Raw genomic sequence first — 20,712 nt, 5'->3', positions numbered from 1 at the left:
CGAGACTGGGGGCATGACCTTCGCCGCGCTCCAGCCGCTCGCAGACCGTGCCGCACTGTTCTCCGCCCTCCGTCAGGACTCCCTGGCCACCGCCCTCGAGGACCTCGGTGACAATCGATGGGATGCCGACATGGCGGCGGGCACCCTCACCTTCACCTCGAACGCCGATGCCACGCGCCGGCTCGTGGCCCGCGCCCACCTCGTCGCGACGATCGCCCCCGGTCCCCGCTCGCTGCTCTGGGCGTGGGCGCACCCGCAGGGCGACCCTGCCGGCATCGCCGGCCAGCTGCGCGATTACGGCAGGGAGCACGGCATCCCGGAGCTGAGCGAGCAGGAGCTCCCCTTCCCCGTGGACGCCGCCGGCGACGCCGACTGGATCACCGCAGCCGCCCACACGGTCGGCGCGGTCGCGGTCGAGCTCACCGGTCGAGCGCCCTACTACCTCGCGCCGGTCGGCGGCGGCACGTACGCCGTCTTCCTGCTCGATGCGCCGCTCCCCGCCCTGACCGTCGCCGCAGCCTCCATCGCCCTTCCGCGGATCCTCTCGGGCCTGGCTCTGCCTGATGCCCGGACGGCGGTCTGGGACGCCGCCCGTCTCGCCGGGTGGAACCTCACGTGGACCGACGAGGCGTTCTCGGGCGCCACGGTCGCCGACGGCACGGGCACTGCGACCTTCCGCTTCGACGACCAGGCTCGCATCACGAACATCGAGAGCAGCCTGCACCCCCAGGGCTGAGCTCTGATGACGCCGGCGCGTCAGCGACCCATCCGCTGGCGCGCCGTCTTCATGCCCCGCCCCACGGGGACGTGCGCGGTCGCCGCCGCGAGTCCGAATGCCGGCATGTCGACGTAGACGGCCTCCAGATCCGCTGTCGGCACCTGATAGGTCTCATGCCACACGCCGACGCTCCCCGTTCCCTGCAGCGTGCGCATGAAGTCGCGCCAGGGCTGCAGATGGGGTGCGTCGCGGTCTGCGGCGAACCGCTGCAGATGCTCCGGACTCTCCCAGTACGACAGCAGGATCGTCGTGCGACCGAACCAGCTGTGCACTCCGAGCATCCCCGCCTCCGGGTGCGTCGCGAGATGCTGCAGCATCGGGGGCATCTTGCTGGCCGTGCGCCACACCCTGCCGAGCTGCCACCACCGATTGGCTCGCATCCCGATCAGGAAGACCGTCACATCCGATCGTTCCGGAGCGGCCGTGAACCTGCCGGGGAAGACGTGCTGAGTCATGCGCTCTCCTTGGAACATCGTTACGTAACTGCGTTATGCAACAACGTTACGATAAGATCGATCCCATGGCAAGACCTCCCCTGTACGACGACGCCCTGCGCGACCGCCTGCTCGACGCGACGGCCGAGATGGTCGACGACAAGGGCCCCGAGCGGATCAGTCTCCGCGACATCGCACAGAACGCCGGCACCTCGACCTCAGCGGTCTACGCGCTGTTCGGCGGGAAGACCGAACTGCTCGTCGCGGTCATCGAGCACGGCTTCGCGTCGTTCGGCGAGGCGCAGGCCACGGCCGAACCGGAAGGGCTCCGCGCACTCGGATTCGCGTATCGGACGTGGGCGATGGAGAATCCCGCGCTCTACCGCCTCATGTTCGGCGGCGCAGTGGCGACCGAGGACTGCCGCCCCGATGACGCGACCATGAGCACGGCGATGGCGCCGCTCGTGCGCGCGCTCGCGGCCCGCGTCGACGAACCGCACGTCATGGCCGCCGCTCTCACCGTCTGGGCGCAGGTGCATGGAGCCGTGAGCCTCGAACTCGCCGGGGTCACTCCCCCGCTCGTCCCGTGGGACTCCGTCTACGGCACCGTGGTCGATGCGGTCGAACGCGCGTTTCCCGCACGCTGATCCCCACCAGGCTCCGCACGGAGATGCCGCGGCATCCGAGAGTGTGTGGAATTCTGATCAGATGAAGAACGGAATCGTCCGGTTCGCCGCACTCTACGTGTTCAACGTCGCGGTGCTGCTGCTCATCGGCCTGCTGTCGTCGGGGGTCTCTGTCGGGTTCACCGCGCTGTGGGCGGCCGTCATCCTGACGCTCGCGGCGCTCTTCGTGAAGCCGCTGCTCACCACGGCGTTCCGCAACGCGGCGGCGAAGTCCGCGGCCGATCGCACGAGGACCGGCGAGAAGGTCGTCCAGTACGTCCTCGTCTATCTCGTCGAGCTGCTCATCTGGGTGGCCGTCGTCTGGCTGAGCGGCGTCCGCGCCTCTGGCTTCTGGAGCTACGCGCTCCCGCCGCTCTTCCTGCTGTTCGGCTGGATGATCTACGACCAGGTCGACGACAGGCTGCGGGCGAAGGCCGGCGAGCTGTACGACGCCGTGCAGGGCAAGGTGTCGCGCCGCAAGCCGGCGCCCGCAGCCTCCACGCCCGCCCCGGAGACGACCGCCGCCGCGGAGGCGCGGGAGGAGCTCCACGACGGTCTGACCCCGGAGCAGCGGCGGATGCTCGACGAGCTGGGCTGAACGCAGACGGTCCCGATCCCGGGCCTCACCCCGATCCGCAGGCGGATCGGAAGGGGAAGTCCACGGATCGGGACCGACGATGCAGATCGAGACCGGCGACGGTCAGACCAGGCGTTCCGCCGCCTCGACGACGTTGGTCATTAGCAGGGCGACGGTCATCGGACCGACTCCGCCCGGGTTCGGCGACACCCAGCCCGCGACCTCGGCGACATCCGGGTGCACGTCTCCGAAGACGAGGTTCTTGCCCGTCTCGGTGTCGGTCTCGCGGGTCACGCCGACGTCGAGCACGGCGGCGCCCGGCTTGACGTCCTCGGCGCGGATGAGGTGCTTGACGCCCGCGGCGGCGACGATGACGTCGGCCTCCTGCAGGTACCGCGGCATGTCGACCGTGCCGGTGTGCGTGAGCGTGACCGTGGCGTTCAGGTCGCGTCGCGTCAGCAGCAGGCCGATCGAGCGACCGATCGTCACACCTCGTCCGACGACCACGACGTGCTTGCCGGCGAAGTCGTAGCCGTTGCGCAGCAGCAGCTCGATGACACCCCGCGGCGTGCACGGCAGCGGGGTGTGGATCGGGTTGTTGACGTTGAGCACGAGTCGACCGAGGTTGGTCGGGTGCAGTCCGTCCGCATCCTTCGCCGGGTCGATCCGCTCGAGGATCGCGTCCGTGTCGATGTGCTTCGGCAGCGGCAGCTGCACGATGTATCCGTGGCAGTCCGGATCGGCGTTGAGCTCGTCGATCAGCGCCTCGACGTCGGCCTGGGTGGCATCGGCCGGCAGCTCGCGTTGGATCGAGTTCATCCCGATCGCCTCGGACTGACGGTGCTTCATACCGACGTAGAGCTGAGATGCCGGGTCGGCTCCGACGAGAACGGTCGCGATGCCGGGCACCACGCCCTTCGCCTTCAGCGCGGCGACCCGTTCGGTGAGCTCGGCCTTGATCGCGGCCGACGCCGCCTTGCCGTCGAGGATCTTCGCGGTCACTGCTGCAGGTCCGGGTAGAGCGGGAAGCCTGCGGCGAGCGCATCGACACGCGCGCGGAGCGCCTCGACGTCGGCGCCGGGGAGCAGCGCGAGTGCGATCACGTCGGCGACCTCGGTGAACTCGGCGTCGCCGAAGCCGCGGGTGGCGAGTGCCGGCGTCCCGATGCGCAGACCCGAGGTGACCATCGGCGGGCGCGGGTCGTTCGGCACCGCATTGCGGTTGACGGTGATGTGGATGTCGTGCAGCAGGTCCTCGGCCTGCTTGCCGTCGATCGCGGCGTCACGCAGGTCGACGAGCACCAGGTGCACGTCGGTGCCGCCGGAGCGCACCCCGATGCCGGCATCCTTCACATCCTGCTGCGAGAGACGCTCGGCGAGGATGGACGCTCCGCGCAGCGTGCGCTCCTGGCGCTCCTTGAACTCCGGGGTGCCCGCGAGCTTGAACGCCGTCGCCTTCGCGGCGATCACGTGCATCAGGGGGCCGCCCTGCTGCCCCGGGAACACAGCCGTGTTGAGCTTCTTCGCGAGGTCGGCGTCGTTCGTCAGGATGAAGCCCGAACGGGGGCCGCCGATCGTCTTGTGCACGGTCGACGAGACGACGTGCGCGTGCGGCACCGGGTTCGGGTGGAGGCCGGCGGCGACGAGGCCGGCGAAGTGCGCCATGTCGACCCAGAGCAGCGCGCCGACCTCGTCGGCGATCGCACGGAAGGCGGCGAAGTCGAGCGTGCGCGGGTATGCCGACCAGCCGGCGATGATGACCTTCGGCTTGTGCTCGAGGGCGAGGCGACGCACCTCGTCCATGTCGATGGTCGAGGTCTCGGGGTCGACGCCGTAGGCGACGATGTCGTACAGGCGGCCGGAGAAGTTGATCTTCATGCCGTGAGTGAGGTGACCGCCCTGGTCGAGGGCGAGGCCGAGCAGCGTGTCGCCGGGCCGAGCGATCGCGTGCAGCACGGCGGCGTTCGCGGATGCTCCCGAGTGCGGCTGGACGTTCGCGAACTCCGCGCCGAACAGGTCCTTGGCGCGCTGGATCGCGAGCTCCTCCGCGACGTCGACCTCTTCGCAGCCGCCGTAGTAACGACGGCCGGGGTATCCCTCGGCGTACTTGTTCGTCAGCACCGAGCCCTGGGACTGGAGCACGGAGACGGGCACGAAGTTCTCGGATGCGATCATCTCGAGGAACGTCTGCTGCCGTGCGAGCTCTCGGTCGAGGACCTGTGCGATCTCGGGGTCGACCTCGGAGAGTGGGGCGTTGAAGTAACGGTCGGTCATGACATGCTCCTCTGACAACGGATTCGAAGGGTGTACCTATCGGCCCAGGCGCGCGGTCGAATTCCGTGGTCAGTCGCTCCCCGGTGGTAGTCCACCCAGACGCCAGTCGCGACGTGAGAAAGCATAGCGGATTTCCCTGTGCTGCCGACTCTGCGCACGGTAGGTTTTGTTCATGGTCCTTCCCCATTCCATGCCCCTTGTTCCTCTTCCCGCTTCCTCCATCGCCGTCGATGGTCGGCTGCCCGTCTCCGACGGCCTGCGAGTCATCGGCGACTCCCCCGCGGCGGCCCAGCTGATCGACGCCGTCGCGCGCCGCAGCGGCATCCGGCTGTCGCACTCGACGGACAGCGACGGCGCCGGCGACGGCGTCGCGTCGACGATCGTCCTGCGGATCGACCCCACCACGGCGCCCGAAGGATACGGGCTCACAGTCGGCGACTCCGTCGAGATCGTGGGCGGCGACGAGGCAGGACTCTTCTACGGCATGCAGACGCTGCTGCAACTGCTCCGCGAGGACGACGAGGGATGGGCGTTCCTGCGCGCCGAGATCACCGACGCGCCACGATTCGCACGTCGCGGCGTCATGCTCGACGTCACGCGTCACTTCTTCGACGTCGATGAGGTCAAGAAGTTCATCGACAGCACCAGTGCCCTGAAGTTCAATCACCTGCACCTGCACCTCAGCGACGACCAGGGCTGGCGCATCCAGATCGACTCGTGGCCGAAGCTCACCGAGCTCGCCTCGTCCACGGCCTCCCTCGGCGACCCCGGCGGCTTCTACACGAAGGACGACTATCGCGAGATCGTCGCGTACGCCGCTGAGCGGCACATGGTCGTGATCCCTGAGATCGACCTCCCCGGTCACACGCACGCCATCGGCGTCGCGTATCCGGAGCTCGTCGAGGATCCGGTCATGAACGACAGCCTGATCGCCGAATCGGCGCGCCTGGGGCAGCCGCTCCCCGTCGCAGGCGAGCCCTATCTCGGGTGGGGCGTCGGGCACTCGAGCGTCCGCATCCATGAAGAGCGCACCTACGAGTTCGTCCGTGACGTCGTGCGCGAGCTCACCGAGATGACCCCGGGTCCGTACATCCACATCGGCGGCGACGAGTCCCTCGGCACCCCGCAGGCGGACTTCGATCTGTTCGTCGAGCGCGCCACCGCGATCGTGTTCGAGGAGGGCAAGATCCCCGTCGCCTGGCACGAGGTGGGCGCAGCGAAGGACATCGCCGAGGGGACGATCGGCCAGTACTGGGGCAAGACGACACCCGAGGGATCGCACGCTGAGGAGGCGGCGCACTTCGTCGAGCGCGGCGGGGCGCTGATCATGTCGACCGCCGACGTCGCCTACCTCGACATGAAGTACACCGAGGATTTTCCGCTCGGACTCACCTGGGCCGCGATCATCGATGTCCGCAGGGCGTACGAGTGGGAGCCGACCGCTGTGCTCGACGTCCCGGAGTCCGCGATCCTCGGCATCGAGGCTCCGCTGTGGAGCGAGACCACCCGCACCCTGAGCGAGGTCGAGCAGCTGGTCTTCCCGCGGGCCGCCGCTCAGGCGGAGGTCGCGTGGTCACCGCGCGACGCCGACGGCCGGGACTGGGAGTCGTTCCGCGGGCGACTCGGCGCACTCGCCCCGCTGTGGAAGGCTGAGGGCGTGGACTTCCACCCCGCAGACGAGATCCCCTGGAGCGAGCAATGACATCCGTTTCGACAGCGACGGGATCGGTCGTCATCCACTCGGCCCGACTGATCGACCACGGCGTCGAGGTCGCGGACGCCTGGGTTCGCATGGAACACGGGCGGGTCGCCGCTCTCGGCACCGGCCAGACGTGGGCCCCCGCCGATGAGGTCGTCGACGCGACCGTCGTCGCCGGGCCGGATGCCGTGCTCACACCCGGATTCATCGACATCCACTGCCACGGCGGCGCCGGAGCGTCGTTCGACGACGGGCCGGAGGCGATCCGCTCGGCTCGCGCTCTGCACCGCGCTCATGGCACGACACGATCGGTGATCTCCCTCGTCACCGCCCCCGTCGACGCCCTCGCTCGACGCGTGGCGCAGATCGCCGACCTGATGGAGTCGGATGCCGACATCCTGGGTTCGCATCTGGAAGGGCCGTTCCTCGACCCGGCGCACCACGGAGCTCACGAGCCGTCGCTGCTGCGCACTCCGACACGAGACGACGTCGCCCGCCTGCTCGACGCCGGCCGCGGGACGATCCGGCAGGTGACGATCGCACCGGAGCTCCCCGGCGGTCTCGAGGCGATCCGGATGATCGTGGACGCCGGCGCTGTCGCAGCGGTGGGACACACGAGTGCGGATGCCGCGACTGCGGACGCGGCATTCGAGACCGGCGCCTCCGTGCTGACCCACGCCTTCAACGCCATGCCCGGAATCCATCACCGAGCGCCGGGGCCGGTACTGGCGGCGGCGGCCGACCGCCGCGTGGTGCTCGAGGTGATCGCCGACGACATCCACCTCGACCCGCACGTGGTCAAGCTCGTGTTCGACTCGGCACCCGGTCGCGTCGCACTCATCACGGATGCCATGGCGGCTGCCGGCAGCGCCGACGGGCACTACGACCTGGGTGCGGTGAGCGTGACGGTCCTCGACGGCATCGCGCGCGCGGACGACACGGGATCGATCGCGGGGTCGACGCTCACCCTCGACGTGGCGCTGCGCAGGGCGACCGCGGCGGGCGCACCTCTCACGGAAGCCGTCCGGGCGCTCACCGAGACACCGGCGGGAGCGATCGGATACGGCGACCGGATCGGTCGCCTGGCGGTCGGGTTCGTCGCTGACGCGGTACTGCTGAACGCACAGCTGCAGGTCGCTCGCGTGTGGGTCGGCGACCGGCCGTAGCCCGGTGCGGGTGAGGGGCCGCCGTTCCCCAGATCGGCGACCCCGTCACAATTCCCCCCACGTTGCGAGAGCTGGCGGGCCGAGCGCTCCTCCCCCGAGGTGCCCGACCCACCATGCCGGTGCACTTACCCCTTGCACCAGCGCCTGAGCTCCGCCCCCCGGTGGAGCCCCATGGCTGTCTCTAGTGATGAGACGACGTCGACGCCGATTCATTACGCGATTTCTCAGATCTTTTTTCACGGTTCTTCCGCGCGCCCGACTGATCTGCCCGTGATCAGGTCTTTATTCGCCCCCGGTCTTCTGCGAGCACTTTTCGAGAAGGGGTGGCAAGCCTGAGAGATAGGAGAGAGAATGGAGATGACGCGTGATGAAAATGGGGTTCACGCGTCTCTTCATGTGGAGGCGCACTCGCGCTCCACGACAGATGGATGACAGTGGATCAGGACAGCACTTCACACGAGGAAACGATCGCCGACGCCGATCTCGTCCTGCGCACCCGCTCGGGTGACGCGGCGGCCTTCGGCGAACTGTGGAGGCGGCACTATCCCTCCGGCATGTCGGTCGCGCGATCGATCACGTCGTCGATCGACCCCGACGACCTCGTGCAGGAGTCCTACACCCGCATCTATCAGGCGATCATCAAGGGCGGCGGACCGAACGGATCGTTCCGCGCCTACCTGTTCACGAGCATCCGCAACACCGCCGCCGCCTGGGGCCGCTCTCGACGCGATTCCGCCATCGACGAGCTCGACTCCGTCGCCGATCCCGACAGCACCGACCAGGCGGCCAACGAGGCCCTCGATCGCAGCCTGACCGCGCAGGCGTTCCGCAGCCTGCCCTCCCGCTGGCAGGAAGTGCTCTGGTACACAGAGATCGAGCAGATGAAGCCGCAGGAGGCCGCGACCCTGCTCGGCATGAAGTCCGGCGCCGTCTCGCAGCTGGCTTTCAGAGCGCGTGAAGGACTTCGCGAAGCGTGGATCCAGGCTCACCTCCGCAGCGCGGCCGAAGGTTCCGACTGCCGGTGGACCATCGAGCACCTGGGTGCCTACTCGCGCGGCAACCTCAGCACGCGGGACCACAACCGTCTCGAGCACCACCTCGACCAGTGCGCACGCTGCATGATCGTCGCCGCTGAGGCGAAGGACGTCTCCAAGCGGCTGGCCCTCGTGCTGCTGCCCCTCGTCCTCGGAGTCACGGGTTCCGCAGGCTACCTCGCCACCCTCCAGGGTGGCGGTACGCCCATCGTCGCGCTCGCGGCCATGCCCTCGGGGATCACCGAGGGAGCTGTCGTGGCTGCGGGAGGCGGAACAGCCGCCGCCGGATCGTCGAGCGGCACCGGTGGAGCCGGCGCGACCGGCGCAGGCACAGCGACCGGTGGCGGAGCCGGTGGCACGGCGACCGGAGGCATCTTCAGCGGAGTCGGTGCGCTCGTCAGCGCAGGATCGGCGGCCCTCGTGGTCGCCGGCGTCGTGGCGGCCGCCACAATCATCCCGAGCCTCACGGGCGCGACGCCCGCGGCATCGATGCCGAGTGCGGGCGACAGCGATTCCTCGTCGATCAGTGCAGACGTCGGGCCCGACGAGTCGATGTCCGACGACAAGACGCCGATCGTCGATGAAGCGGAGACCGAGCCCGAGCCCGTCACCCCGCCCGTCGAAGCACCCGTCACCCCCCAGCCCGCTGAGGACATCGCGCCGGCGATCGTCTCACCCCCGGCCCCGACCGAGTCGACCGCGCCGGCGCTGCCCGAGTCCACGTCCCCTCCCGTGGACGAAGAGCCTGACGACGAGAACCCCGACGGCGAGAACCCCGATGGCGAGGTCCCGGGCGAGAACCCCGGAGAGACCCCCGGCGGCGAAGCCCCCGGCGAGAACCCCGGAGAAACCCCCGGTGGCGAAACCCCCGGCGGCGAAACCCCCGGAGAAACCCCCGGCGGCGAAACCCCCGGCGAGAACCCCACGGAACCGGCCGCGCCGACGACTCCGATCGAAGTGAGCCTCGCGAGCATCTGCCTCGACGCACGCGCTGTCACCTATGTGACCGTGAATGTGTCCGGCGAACCGGGCGCGGACATCGAAGCGCTGCTCGGCGGACGCCGCGGCGGCGTCGACGGCACATCGCTGAGTGACGCAGGGACCGGCACGATCGAGTTGCGCCCCGGTCTCGTCCAGATTCTCCTCGGCGCGCCCCTCGAGGTCCACTACGTGACGGCGTCCGGTCCGATGCTGCCGACGACCACGAGCCTCTCGGCTCTCGGGGTGACCCTCGGTTCCGTGGCCCTCGCTCCCTCGTGCGGAGGGCCGGCTGCGGATCCCGCCGAGACGGTACCCTCCGAGCCGACTCCGGACGACGCGATCGCGCCGATCCCCGAGCCGACGGACGAGGCAGCACCCGCTGCCCCGACCGAGTCCCCGGACGCCGAGGCGTCCCCTGAGACGCCGGCACCCGAGACGGAGGCCCCGGCCGCTCCCGTCGAGACCGCTCCTCCGGCAGAGCCCGTGACCGAGGACCAGACCGCCCTTCCGGCAGAGCCTGCCCCCGCTGACGACACCGCGCCCGCCGACGAGACCGCGCCGGTCGACCAGGTGGCCGCAGACGAGGCCGCGCCCGCGCTCTGACCCGCCATCGGCGGCGAATAGACTGGATCCATGTCCCAGGATCCCGCCTCCGTTCCCGGCGTCGACCGCCCCACCATCACCGCTCTCGACGTCGTCCGATCGGTCGTCCTGATCGTCGCAGTGGGCACCCTCGCCCTGTGGGGATTCGCCACCTGGCCCTTCCCGTACAACGTCATCCTCGGCATCGGGGCTCCGGTCGTCGTGATCCTGATCTGGGCGCTCTTCCTCTCGCCGCGACCCGTCCTGCGACTGCATCCGTTCCTTCGCGTCGTCGTCGAGCTGCTCATCTACGTCGGCGTGACGATCGCGTGGTGGCTGATGGACCAGCCCCTCATCGGCATCGCGTTCGCCGTGGTCGCCGTCGGCGCCGGCGTCGTGAGCGGCCGGCGTCGCATCCGATGAGCGCCCTCGACCTGCTCGTCGCCGCACTCGGCGACATCGTCGACACCGATGCGACGGTCCTCGAAGAAGCCCGCGCCGACAGATCGGGGCATGCGGCGCCCGGGCGGCCGCTCGCGGTCGTGCACGCCGAGACGGTCGAGCACGTCCAGACGGTGATGCGCATCGCGACCGAGACGGCGACCCCTGTCGTGGTGCGTGGCGCCGGCACCGGTCTCGCCGGCGCGGCGAACGGCGGCGAGGGCGAGATCGTGCTGTCCACTCGCCGGATGACCGCGATCCACGAGATCCGGGCCGACGACCTGCTTGCCGTCGTCGAACCCGGAATCCTCAACGCCGACCTCAACGACGTGCTCGCGGAGCACGGACTCTGGTGGGCGCCGGATCCTGCGAGCCGTGCGATCTCGACGGTCGGCGGCAACATCGCCACCGGAGCGGGTGGGCTGCTCTGTGCGAAGTACGGCGTCGTGCGAGACGCGGTCCTCGGTGTCGATCTGGTTCTCGCCGACGGCCGACTGCTGCACCTCGGCCACCGCAGCGTCAAAGGCGTGACAGGACTCGACCTCACCTCGCTCGTGATCGGATCCGAGGGCACCCTGGGCGTGGTCGTCGGCGCCACCCTCAAGCTGCGCCGACTGGTCGAGGGAACGACCTGCACCGTGACGGCCGTCTTCCCCGATGTGCGTGCCGCAGCGTCCGCCTCGGCCGCGGTCACCGCCTCGGGTGCGCAGCCGGCGATCATGGAGCTGATGGACTCCGCGAGCCTCGCCGCCGTCGCAGCCCTGCTCGACCTTCCCTCGCCCGTGACCGGGAGCGCCCAGCTGACGATCCAGACCGATGGTCCGGCGGCAGTGGCCGAGGCGACGATGATCTCCGACATCCTGACGGCTCATCAGGGTGTGACCGAGGTCTCCCATGACCGCGAAGAAGGAGAGCGCCTCCTGGCCATCCGGCGTGCCATGCACCCCGCCATGTCGGCGCTCGGCACGACCCTCATCGAAGACGTGTCGGTGCCGCGCAGCGCCATGCCCGCCATGTTCGACGAGATCGCCCGCATCGAGAAGGCCTACTCGATGGCGATCCCCACGGTCGCTCACGCGGGCGACGGCAACCTGCATCCGAACTTCATCTTCGAGGGCGCAGAGCCTCCCGCTGAGGTCTGGGCGGCGGCGGACGAGCTGTTCCGGGCCGCGATCGCGCTCGGCGGCACGCTGACCGGAGAGCACGGCATCGGAACGCTGAAGAGCCGCTGGTTGGCCGACGAGCTCGGAGACGACCAGTGGGAGCTGCAGCGTCAGATCACTCGGGTGTTCGATCCGCTGGGAATCCTCAACCCCGGCAAGGTCTTCGCTCCCGATGCCTGACATCCACGTCAGCGCCGCGGTCATCGTCGATGACGCCGGCAGGGTGCTCGTCGTGCGCAAGCAGGGCACGACGCGCTTCATGCAACCCGGCGGCAAGCCCGAGCCCGGGGAGACCCCGTCGCAGACGCTGATCCGCGAGCTGCACGAAGAGCTCGGCCTTCGCCTGGATGGGGGCGATCTGGAGCCGCTCGGCACGTTCGTCTCCGAGGCGGCCAACGAGCCCGGTCACCGAGTCGTGGCCGACGCGTTCTCGGTGTCCATCGCCGCGGCGGAGGTCGTCGTCCAGGCGGAGCTCGCCGAGCTGCGATGGATCACACCCGCGGATGCCGAGACGCTGCCGCTGGCGCCGCTCAGCATCGAGCACCTGCTGCCGCTGGCGTGGCCGACGATTCGGCCCTGAGAGCCGACCGCGTCAGATCCCCTGCCAGCTCGGCTTGTTCGCGAAGGTGTAGCGGTAGTAGTCGGCGAGCTTCAGCCGGGACGCCGCGGCCTCGTCGACGACGACGGTCGCGTGCGGGTGCAGCTGGATCGCCGAACCCGGGAGGATGGCCGACAGCGGCCCCTCGACGGCATCCGCCACGGCCTGTGCCTTGCCCTCTCCGAAGGCGAGCAGCACGAGGTGCCGAGCGCGAAGGATCGTGCCGAGCCCTTGGGTGATGCAGTGCATGGGCACGTCGTCGATCGAGTCGAAGAAGCGAGCGTTGTCTTCGCGGGTCTGCTCGGTGAGGGTCTTCACGCGCGTGCGCGAGGCGAACGACGAGCCGGGTTCGTTGAAGCCGATGTGTCCGTCGGTGCCGATGCCGAGGATCTGCAGATCCACTCCTCCGGCCGCATCGATCGCGGTCTCGTAGTCGTCACCTGCGTGCTGGATGGTGGCCTGTGCGCCGTTGGGCACATGGATCCGTCGCGGGTCGAGCCCCAGCGGCTCGACGACCTCGCGGGTGATGACCGAGCGGTAGCTCTCGGGATGAGCGGGGTCGATCCCCACGTACTCGTCCAGGGCGAAACCGCGCACCTGCGAGACGTCGCGACCCGCGAGCCTGTCTCGCAGCGCCTTGTAGACGGGGAGGGGCGTCGAACCGGTGGCGAGGCCGAGCACGGCATCCGCACGTCCGTCGATCAGCTCGACGATCTCGGCGGCGACGAGGGCGCCTGCCGCTTCTGCGTTCTCGACGATGACGACTTCAGCCATGGGAAACGGTCTCCTTAGAGGGGGTGGTTGCGCCGACGACCGCGGCCCCGAAGGCCGCGGCGGGAGAGCCGGCAGGGAGCAGTTCGATCCTGTCGTCCAGGTGGAGCGAGCGCATGAAGGGCGAGGCCTCGGCATCGGACCGGAGAGCGTCGCGGATGCCCGTGTAGAGCCTGTCGCCGAGCGAAGTGAGGCCGCCGCCGATGATCACGCGTTCGACGTCGGCGGAGAGCACGAGCGCACGCACCGCCGCGGCCCCGCCGTGGAAGAGATCGGCGCGGAGCGCGAGCGCCCGTTCGTCACCGGTGTCGGCTGCGTCGAAGATGTCGCGCACCGGGAGCGCACCGGGACGATCCCAGGCTCGGGCGAGCGCGCCTCCGCCGCAGAAGGTCTCGATGCAGCCGCGCTGTCCACAGCCGCAGAGACGGCCGTTCGGGTCGACCGAGAGGTGCCCGACCTCGCCGGCCGTGCCTCGCGCGCCACGCCAGATCGTGCCGTCGACGACGATCCCGGCAGCGACCCCGGTGCCGAGATTGAGATAGGCCATCGACCCGTCGACGCCGCGCAGCACCGCAGCCCCGAGGGCGGCCGCTTTCACGTCGTTCTCCACGCGGACGGGGATACCCAGCTGTCGACCGGCGCGCCCGGCGAGATCCAGGGACTCGACGCCGAGATTCACGGCATGGAGCACCCGACCGGTGTCGGCGTCGACCAGCCCGGGGATCCCGACGCCCACCGATCTGACCGACGAGCGAGCGAATCCTCCCTCGTCGGCGAGCGCATCGACCGTCTCGAGGATGCTGACGACGACTGCCTCCTCACCCCAGCCGGTGGGTCGGCGCAGGCGCGCCAGAATGTCTCCGTCCGCGGACACCGCGACGGCATCGATCTTGGTTCCGCCGACGTCCAGGCCCACTCGTATGGGCCGACCGGACAGGTCGACGGCGAGCGCATCCGTCATCGGATGGTGCCCCTGCTCGTCTTCGGCTCGTGGACGCGGTCGCTCCCGCCGGTACGGATCACGAGACGCCCAGCTGGCTGGACAGCACCATCACGGCGGCACCGCGCAGGACGATGTCGTCCTGGTGTGTGCGGCGGATGAGCGCGTCCTCGAAGACGCCCTCGAGCGTGCGCGCGTGCAGGGTCTCGACCGCGGCGTCGATCAACACGCCGTCGAGCAGATCCTCAGGACCCGAGAGCACGACCTCGGACAGATCGAGTGCCGCGACGATCGGGGCGATCGCGATGCCCATGCGGGTGCCCGCATCGCGGAGGATCTCGTCGCGCGATCCGGGGGCGTCTGCGATGGCGGGACGCAGCCGCGTCTCACTCAGCCACGCTTCGAGGCAGCCGTCTTTGCCGCACGCGCAGCGGGGTCCACCGTCGGTGCCCACGACGACGTGGCCGATCTCGCCCGCTGCGAAGCGACTGCCGAGCAGCGGCTGGCTGCCGGTGATGACGCCGGCTCCGACTCCGCGACCGATCTTGATGAGCATGAAGTCGGCCTTCGCCTCGCCGAACGTGTACTCGGCGAGCACCGCGGCGTTGGCGTCGTTGCGCACGAGGACCGGCAGATCGAGATCGACGCCCAGCTTCGCCTCGAGAGGGAGATTGCTCCACCCGAGGTTGGGCGAGCTGAGCACGACGCCGTCAGGACGCACGACACCGGGGCTGCCGATCCCGACGCCGAGGATGGGCTGCGTGGCCGTATCGGCGAGCGCTCGGGCCAGCTCCAGCGTGGCGGCGTAGGCGGCGTCGCCGTCTGCGCTCTCGGGTCGCGGCACCTCACGGCGCTCGAGCACGTCGCCGTCGAGGCTGAGCAGAGCGCCGACGAAGGCATGGGGGCCGGAGAGATCGATCCCGATGATCTGGTGCCCGACTCGGTCGATGTCGATGAGGATCGGAGGCTTGCCCGGTCCGACCGTCTCGCGCACTCCCATCTCGACGACGATGCCGTCGGAGATGAACTCCGCGACGAGGTCGGAGATGGTGACCCGAGTGAGGCCGGTCTCGCGAGAGAGGTCCGCTCGACTCATCGCTCCCGAGTGATAGAGCGTCTGCAGCACGAGCGCGCGGTTGTGACCGCGAGCGTGTTCCGGGAGCACCTTCGAGCGAGAGCGCAGGTGGCGCCCCGGGCCGAAGGCGTGCGCGCTCGCGGCGACGTAATCTGGCGACGTCGAAGGACGCGATCCATCCGATACGGACATGTTTGTTAGTAGACCTTACGAACAAAAATTTCGCAACCCCTGCCACAGTTAGCACAGGGAGGGTTACGGAAACGTTACATTATGCCGAGAGTACTCCGGCGGCGGTGCCCGACGAGTCCGCCAGGCCTTCGACGAGGCCCGCGACTATCGCCTGCCGCGCCTCGCGTGTCAGAGGCTTCCCCGGCACTCCAGGACGCCTCTGCACGGGCGTCGGACCGTCGAGAGGACGATACCGCACACCGGACTCGGCGAGGCGTCTGAGATGGACGGGAAGACGTCGCGCGAACCCCTCATACGAGGGTGGTTCGCCGCCGTCCCACAGCCGTTCGGCGATCGCTGCGAGACGAGGGAACATCGCGAAGTCGACCCGATCTCTCGTCGGGAGGTGCTCGGTCCACACGTTGGCCTGTCCGCCGACCGCGCCGTCCTCGATGCGCAGCGTGTAGGCCTGCTCGATCGGCAGCGGCGGGCCGACCCGGATCGGCTCCTCCGCCGACTCCGACTGGGGGTAGTCGAGATACACCTCGAGGTCGGGGCACGCGATCACGGGGATGCCGCACCTCAGCGCCTCGCGCATCGCGACGGGACCCCGCCACGCGAGGATCCGCACACCCTCGGGGACATCGCCCTCGAGCACCTCGTCCCATGCCAGGGCGATGCGCGCACGGCTGCGGAGGTGGGCGACGAAGTGATCGGTGAACCAGGGCTGCACGTCGTGGGGAGTCGCGAGACCGAGCTCGCCCATCCGCTCGCGCGCAGCGGCGCTCTGCGCCCACTCGGTGACCGGCACCTCGTCGCCGCCGATGCCGATCCACGGAGAGTCGAAGAGGTCGCACAGGGCGTCGATCGCCGCGCGCCCGAACGCGAGGGCGTCATCCGTCGGCGCGAGGGTGCGAGGGTTCACGCCGAAGTGCGACCACGGCGCGACAGCGCGCTCGCTCGCATCCGTGTTGCCGAGCGCGGGGTACGCGGCGAGCGCCGCCTGGATGTGCCCGGGCAGTTCGACTTCCGGCACGACCGTCACGAATCGCTCCGCGGCGTAGGCGACCAGGTCGCGCAGCTCCGCATCCGTGTAATGACCCTCGTGCAGCCCCGGCACCACTGTGGCGTGCGGCCCGTGGCCCCGCTGTGTCTCCTCGCGGCGCGCGCCCACCTCTGTGAGCAGCGGATAACCCGGCACCTCGAAGCGCCAGCCCTGATCGTCGGTGAGGTGGAGGTGCAGCACCGTGAGATGGTGGTCGGCCATCAGATCGACGAGTCGCATCAGGTCCTCGACCGGGCGGAAGTGCCGCGCGACATCGAGCATGACCCCCCGCCAGGTGTGAGCCGGAGCAGACTGCCATGTTCCTGCGGGGATCCGAGCGCGATCGGAGCCGGGCTCGCGCAGCTGCCGGAGCAGCGTGACGCCCCGGAACACGCCCGCCGCGCTCGCCCCCGCGACGTCGATTCCGTCGGCGGTCACCGTCACGCGGAATGCCTCGGCGCCGACACGCCCTCGAGCGAACGGCTCCCCCGCGAGAGACTCGTCGATCCTCAGCGTGATCGCGGATGCCGCATTCCCGGTTTCGAGATGCTCGCCGAGACGGGATGCGCTCGCGACGAGCGCTTCCGGGGCCGACACCGGGGTGTGAACCGTCCACTCGAACGGCTCGGCAGCGGGATCGATCACCGACGGGATGTTCGGGACCGGGGCACGATGCGCGGCGGGCGTCATTCGCAGCGCTCGACCCGGTGTCGCACCGGACGCGTGTCCCGCCAGCACCACCGGCACACCGCCGACGAGCACCTCGTCGACGCCGATCGGCGCCTCGTGGGGAGCATCGAAGGTCGCCCCCGCCGTGATGGTCTCGGGATCGAACAGCACGAGGTCGGCCGTCGCTCCCTCGCGGATCACACCCCGCGGCGCGTCACCCCGGTCGAGGCCCAGCCGCATCGCCGGCGTGCCGGACAGGTGCTGCACAGCCTGTTCGAGGGAGAGCACCCCGAGTTCTCGCACGTAGTGCCCGAGGTAGCGCGGGAAGGTCCCTCGGCCCCGCGGATGCGGTCTCGCGCCGATCAGGATCCCGTCGCTGCCGCCGCTGTGCCGCGGGTGCCGCATGATCGTGCGGACGTTCTCCTCGTCGCCGATGTGCATCAGGATGCCGGTGGCCCCCGCATCCTCGAGGATCGTGTCCAGCACCACGTCGACCGAGCGCCTGCCGGACGACTCGGCGATCTCCGCGACGGTCCGTCCGACGAGGTCCGCGAGTTCGGGCGACGAGGTGCCGGAGATCTGGATGGCCGACCAGTCGGCACGCTCCCCGTGGAAACCGTCGCAGCCGATCTCCTCGAGCTCGACGCGGACGGTCTCGCGTCCGCTCTCATCGAGCGCAGCGAGGGTCGCGAGCAGGTCGCCGCTCTCGGCCAGTCGGCTCGGAAGCAGCGCCGCGAGCGTGGTGGCACCGGGAAGATAAGGGTAGGTGTCGAGGGTCACGTCGACGCCGTCGTCGTGCGCCTCATCGACCAGAGCGAGCAGCTCTGCTGCACGCCCGCGGTTCGGAGCGAAGTTCATGGTCGCATGCGTGAGATGGATCGGGCACCCGGTGCGACGGCCGATGTCGAGCGCCTCCCGATAGGCGTCCAGGGCTCCCCCGCCGTAGCTTCGGGTGTGGGGCGCCCAGTAGCCGCCGCGTTCGGCGACGACTCGGCAGAGCGCTTCCAGCTCCGCCGTGTCGGCGTACATCCCCGGGGTGTAGGTCAATCCGCTCGACATGCCGAACGCGCCTGCGTCGAGCGCCGCGCCGAGGATGCCGGACATCGCTGCGATCTCCGCAGGTGTGGCCGCCCGGTTCTCGTGACCGACCACCATCATGCGCAGATTGCCCTGCGGCACCAGGACCGCGGCGTTGCCCACCGCGGCCGAGTCGATCGCAGCGAGCAGGTCATCCATCGAACGCCAGGGGACGGCGGGCGGCATGCCGTTCCAGCCCGCGATCTGAGCCGGGATCACCGCCGCCGTCGCGTCGTCCAGCGGGGCATAGCCGAGCCCGTCCTGGCCGAGCACCTCCGTCGTGACGCCCTGGAGGATCTTCGCGTCGTGGGCTGCTCCCTGCAGCACGGCCAGCTCGCTGTGCGCGTGCATGTCGATGAACCCGGGAGCCAGCACCCGCCCCACCCCCGCGACCTCCACCGCATCCGCCGGCAGTTCCAGGACCCTCTCATCTCCGTCGCGGATCACCGCGACGATGCGGGCTCCTTCGACCGCGACGTCGGCCGCGAACCTCTCGGCTCCGGTGCCGTCGACCACGGTGACGCCTCGGTACACGCGCACGGGCTTCTCGGTGCTCAGAAGCATGTCGCGACCGCTCCGATCACCCGGGGGTCCGCCGCATCCGGGTCGTCGATGACCGCCACCACGCGCCACTTGTCGAAAGCCGTGCAGGGATGCGACAGCCCGAGACGCACGACGTCGCCGACGGAGACATCCGCCCCGTCTGCAAGAGCGAGGAAGGCGTGCTGGTCGTTCAGGGCCGTGATCCGCCCCTCGACCGATTGTGGGACCGGCAGGTCGAGGTCGAACGGCACATCTCGACGGCCCGCGTCCAGCAGTGCGAGTCCCTCTTCGGGCTGCGAGACGACGCGCGACCACGCGTGCATGGCGGAACGCAGCGGCGCCGTCGATGTCAGGGCGCCGAACGGCGACATGCGCGAGTAGAAGCCGTCGTCGTGGATCTGGAACGCACCCGACCGCAGCACGATGTCGGCATCCGCTCCGTGAGGGGCCAGGATCGCCGCTGCCCGGTCGGGGAAGGCGCTGCCTCCTGCGCTGAGCACGGGCCGAACGCCGGGCGGATACTCGAGGCGACGGTGCAGGTCGACGAGTGTGGACAGATAGGCGTCGACGGCGGCGACAGACGCCTCCGACCGGTCGGGACCGAACGGTCCTTCGTAGCCGGCGACTCCGGCGAGCCGCAGACCGGGGGCCGCGACGATCGCCTGGGAGATGCGCTCCCCCTCTTCCACGCTGCGTGCGCCCGTGCGCCCGCCCCGGCCACCGAGTTCGACGAGCACGTCGAGAGGACGCTCGGCGTCGTGAAGCGCGTCGGCGAGGATGCCGACGGTCTCGACGGAGTCCGCCCAGCAGAGGATCCGGAGATCGGCCGCCGCAGCGAGCAGAGCGCCGAGGTGGTGCGCGGCGCCACGATCCGTGACGGCGTTCGCGATGAGCACGGTGGAGACCCCTGCCTCCACCGCGACTTCGGCCTGCCACGGCGTCGCGACGGAGATCCCCCATGCGCCGGCATCGAGCAGCCGCTGCCAGAGCGCCGGCGCCATCGTCGTCTTGCCGTGCGGTGCGAGGACGACTCCCTGTTCCGCCGCCCAGGCGAAGACGGTCGATTCGTTGTGGGAGAGCGCCGCCTCGTGGACCGTCAGCACCGGCGTCACGAGATCGGACAGGTGCAGGCCCGCGTCGGGTACCTCCGACAGCCGCAGCCCCGCGGAACGCGGAGGGAAACCCTTCGCCCAGGTGCCGAGAACAGGATCCGGGATTTGTAGAGGCATCTAACAAGGCTACTAGGCTGGTCGCATGACCGCGAAGATCCGAGTGTCGACCGACGCCGCCCCCGCTCCCGCTCACACCTTCTCGCAGGGGATCCGAAAGGGCCCGATCGTGCAGGTCTCCGGGCAGGGCCCTGTCGACCCCCAGACGAGCGAATACCTCTTCCCCGGCGATGTCGCGGCTCAGACCACGCGCACGCTCGAGAACGTCAAGGCGATCGTCGAGGCATCCGGCGCGACATTCGACGATGTCGTGATGCTGCGCGTCTACCTGACCAAGCGCGAGGACTTCGCGATCATGAACGACGCGTATGGCGCGTTCGTGACAGCGCACACCACCAGCGGGGTCCTGCCTTCGCGCACGACCGTCTTCACGGGCCTCCCCCGCGAGGAGATGCTGGTCGAGATCGACGGCCTCGCCGTCATCAGCGACTGACGCATCGGGAATTTCCGCGGTCCACGGACCGTTGCCTCCTCGTTATCAGCGATCGCGTAGCATATCGCTAAGGACACGTGAGAAACCGGGGGGTGAGTTCGTGACCGATCTGATCTCAGCGCAGGATGCGAAGACCGAGAAGCTGACCGAGGCGACCGCCTCCGGCGACCAGCCGAATCCTGTCGCGCCCGCCGACTCCGGCGACGCACCCACCGACTCCCAGCCGCCGCGCAGCGGCGACCAGGAACTCGCCTGGGCGCCGATCGAACCGGCTCCCAAGAAGAAGCGCCTCGGCCTGTGGATCGGCCTCGGCGTGGGCGCGCTGGCCCTGGGCACGGCCGCCGCCTCGATGATCCTGATCGCGCCGG

The 20,712-nt window shown here is 69.7% G+C and carries 18 protein-coding genes and 1 riboswitch; of the genes, 10 read left to right on the top strand and 8 right to left on the bottom strand.

Annotated elements, in window-relative coordinates; all coding sequences use genetic code 11:
• The first annotated feature begins 13 nt into the window (after nucleotides 1-13).
• Nucleotides 14-736: a DUF6882 domain-containing protein gene (locus AKG07_RS00090; RefSeq protein ID WP_053095406.1), complete on the top strand. Its 723-nt coding sequence runs from the start codon at nucleotides 14-16 to the stop codon at nucleotides 734-736.
• Between the two features lie 20 nt (nucleotides 737-756).
• Here the strand turns inward: AKG07_RS00090 and AKG07_RS00085 are convergent, their stop codons facing one another.
• Nucleotides 757-1,233 carry a DUF4188 domain-containing protein gene (locus tag AKG07_RS00085; protein ID WP_053095405.1) on the bottom strand — a complete coding sequence of 159 codons (477 nt, stop codon included), beginning with the start codon at nucleotides 1,231-1,233 and terminating at the stop codon, nucleotides 757-759.
• Between the two features lie 65 nt (nucleotides 1,234-1,298).
• Between AKG07_RS00085 and AKG07_RS00080 the strand changes: the two genes are divergently transcribed.
• Together AKG07_RS00080 and AKG07_RS00075 are read left to right on the top strand one after the other, a co-directional pair.
• Nucleotides 1,299-1,859 (top strand): TetR/AcrR family transcriptional regulator, encoded by a 561-nt coding sequence (locus AKG07_RS00080; RefSeq protein ID WP_233277295.1) that lies wholly within the window; start codon nucleotides 1,299-1,301, stop codon nucleotides 1,857-1,859.
• Nucleotides 1,860-1,920: 61 nt separating this feature from the next.
• Complete coding sequence (locus AKG07_RS00075; RefSeq protein WP_053095404.1) at nucleotides 1,921-2,475, top strand: hypothetical protein; 555 nt, start codon at nucleotides 1,921-1,923, stop codon at nucleotides 2,473-2,475.
• A gap of 102 nt (nucleotides 2,476-2,577) precedes the next feature.
• On the opposite strand, the gene AKG07_RS00070 is transcribed toward AKG07_RS00075, so the two are convergent.
• Nucleotides 2,578-3,456: a bifunctional methylenetetrahydrofolate dehydrogenase/methenyltetrahydrofolate cyclohydrolase gene (locus AKG07_RS00070; RefSeq protein WP_053095403.1), complete on the bottom strand. Its 879-nt coding sequence runs from the start codon at nucleotides 3,454-3,456 to the stop codon at nucleotides 2,578-2,580.
• Nucleotides 3,453-4,727 (bottom strand): serine hydroxymethyltransferase, encoded by a 1,275-nt coding sequence (gene glyA / locus AKG07_RS00065; RefSeq protein ID WP_053095402.1) that lies wholly within the window; start codon nucleotides 4,725-4,727, stop codon nucleotides 3,453-3,455. Before glyA ends, AKG07_RS00070 begins: the two co-directional genes overlap by 4 nt.
• 35 nt (nucleotides 4,728-4,762) lie before the next feature.
• Nucleotides 4,763-4,847, bottom strand: a riboswitch (ZMP/ZTP riboswitch).
• A gap of 52 nt (nucleotides 4,848-4,899) precedes the next feature.
• Between glyA and AKG07_RS00060 the strand changes: the two genes are divergently transcribed.
• The 6 genes from AKG07_RS00060 (at nucleotide 4,900) to AKG07_RS00035 (ending at nucleotide 12,373) form a co-directional block, all read left to right on the top strand.
• On the top strand, nucleotides 4,900-6,429 hold the full coding sequence (locus AKG07_RS00060; protein ID WP_053095401.1) for a family 20 glycosylhydrolase: 1,530 nt from the start codon (nucleotides 4,900-4,902) through the stop codon (nucleotides 6,427-6,429).
• Nucleotides 6,426-7,592: an N-acetylglucosamine-6-phosphate deacetylase gene (gene nagA, locus AKG07_RS00055; protein WP_053095400.1), complete on the top strand. Its 1,167-nt coding sequence runs from the start codon at nucleotides 6,426-6,428 to the stop codon at nucleotides 7,590-7,592. Before AKG07_RS00060 ends, nagA begins: the two co-directional genes overlap by 4 nt.
• Nucleotides 7,593-8,020: 428 nt before the next feature.
• Complete coding sequence (locus AKG07_RS00050) at nucleotides 8,021-10,210, top strand: sigma-70 family RNA polymerase sigma factor (RefSeq protein ID WP_082297753.1); 2,190 nt, start codon at nucleotides 8,021-8,023, stop codon at nucleotides 10,208-10,210.
• A gap of 30 nt (nucleotides 10,211-10,240) precedes the next feature.
• A complete protein-coding gene (locus AKG07_RS00045; protein ID WP_053095398.1) occupies nucleotides 10,241-10,612 on the top strand; it encodes a YrdB family protein in 372 nt (123 codons plus the stop codon).
• Nucleotides 10,609-11,973, top strand: coding sequence for an FAD-binding oxidoreductase (locus AKG07_RS00040; protein WP_053095397.1), 1,365 nt, complete (start codon nucleotides 10,609-10,611; stop codon nucleotides 11,971-11,973). Before AKG07_RS00045 ends, AKG07_RS00040 begins: the two co-directional genes overlap by 4 nt.
• Nucleotides 11,966-12,373 (top strand): NUDIX hydrolase, encoded by a 408-nt coding sequence (locus tag AKG07_RS00035; protein WP_053095396.1) that lies wholly within the window; start codon nucleotides 11,966-11,968, stop codon nucleotides 12,371-12,373. Before AKG07_RS00040 ends, AKG07_RS00035 begins: the two co-directional genes overlap by 8 nt.
• 12 nt (nucleotides 12,374-12,385) lie before the next feature.
• Here AKG07_RS00035 and nagB read toward each other — a convergent pair whose 3' ends face one another.
• The 5 genes from nagB to AKG07_RS00010 all read right to left on the bottom strand — a co-directional run bounded on the left by nagB (nucleotide 12,386) and on the right by AKG07_RS00010 (nucleotide 19,911).
• Nucleotides 12,386-13,165, bottom strand: a complete 780-nt coding sequence (gene nagB / locus AKG07_RS00030) for a glucosamine-6-phosphate deaminase (protein ID WP_053095395.1) — start codon at nucleotides 13,163-13,165, stop codon at nucleotides 12,386-12,388.
• On the bottom strand, nucleotides 13,158-14,123 hold the full coding sequence (locus AKG07_RS00025; protein WP_171821895.1) for an ROK family protein: 966 nt from the start codon (nucleotides 14,121-14,123) through the stop codon (nucleotides 13,158-13,160). The genes nagB and AKG07_RS00025 overlap by 8 nt, the downstream gene beginning before the upstream one ends.
• Before the next feature lie 58 nt (nucleotides 14,124-14,181).
• Nucleotides 14,182-15,369 carry an ROK family transcriptional regulator gene (locus AKG07_RS00020; RefSeq protein WP_053095394.1) on the bottom strand — a complete coding sequence of 396 codons (1,188 nt, stop codon included), beginning with the start codon at nucleotides 15,367-15,369 and terminating at the stop codon, nucleotides 14,182-14,184.
• 79 nt (nucleotides 15,370-15,448) lie between these two features.
• On the bottom strand, nucleotides 15,449-18,703 hold the full coding sequence (locus AKG07_RS00015) for a family 20 glycosylhydrolase (RefSeq protein WP_053095393.1): 3,255 nt from the start codon (nucleotides 18,701-18,703) through the stop codon (nucleotides 15,449-15,451).
• Nucleotides 18,694-19,911: an alanine racemase gene (locus AKG07_RS00010; protein ID WP_233277294.1), complete on the bottom strand. Its 1,218-nt coding sequence runs from the start codon at nucleotides 19,909-19,911 to the stop codon at nucleotides 18,694-18,696. Before AKG07_RS00010 ends, AKG07_RS00015 begins: the two co-directional genes overlap by 10 nt.
• Before the next feature lie 25 nt (nucleotides 19,912-19,936).
• On the opposite strand from AKG07_RS00010, the gene AKG07_RS00005 reads away from it, so the two are divergent.
• The gene (locus AKG07_RS00005; protein WP_053095391.1) at nucleotides 19,937-20,344 is read left to right on the top strand and encodes a RidA family protein; all 408 of its coding nucleotides are present in this window, start codon (nucleotides 19,937-19,939) and stop codon (nucleotides 20,342-20,344) included.
• The last annotated feature ends 368 nt before the right edge of the window (nucleotides 20,345-20,712 follow it).

The sequence above is a fragment of the Microbacterium sp. CGR1 genome (assembly GCF_001266755.1).
GTDB lineage: Bacteria > Actinomycetota > Actinomycetes > Actinomycetales > Microbacteriaceae > Microbacterium.
This window is presented reverse-complemented; position numbering and strand designations above follow the sequence as displayed.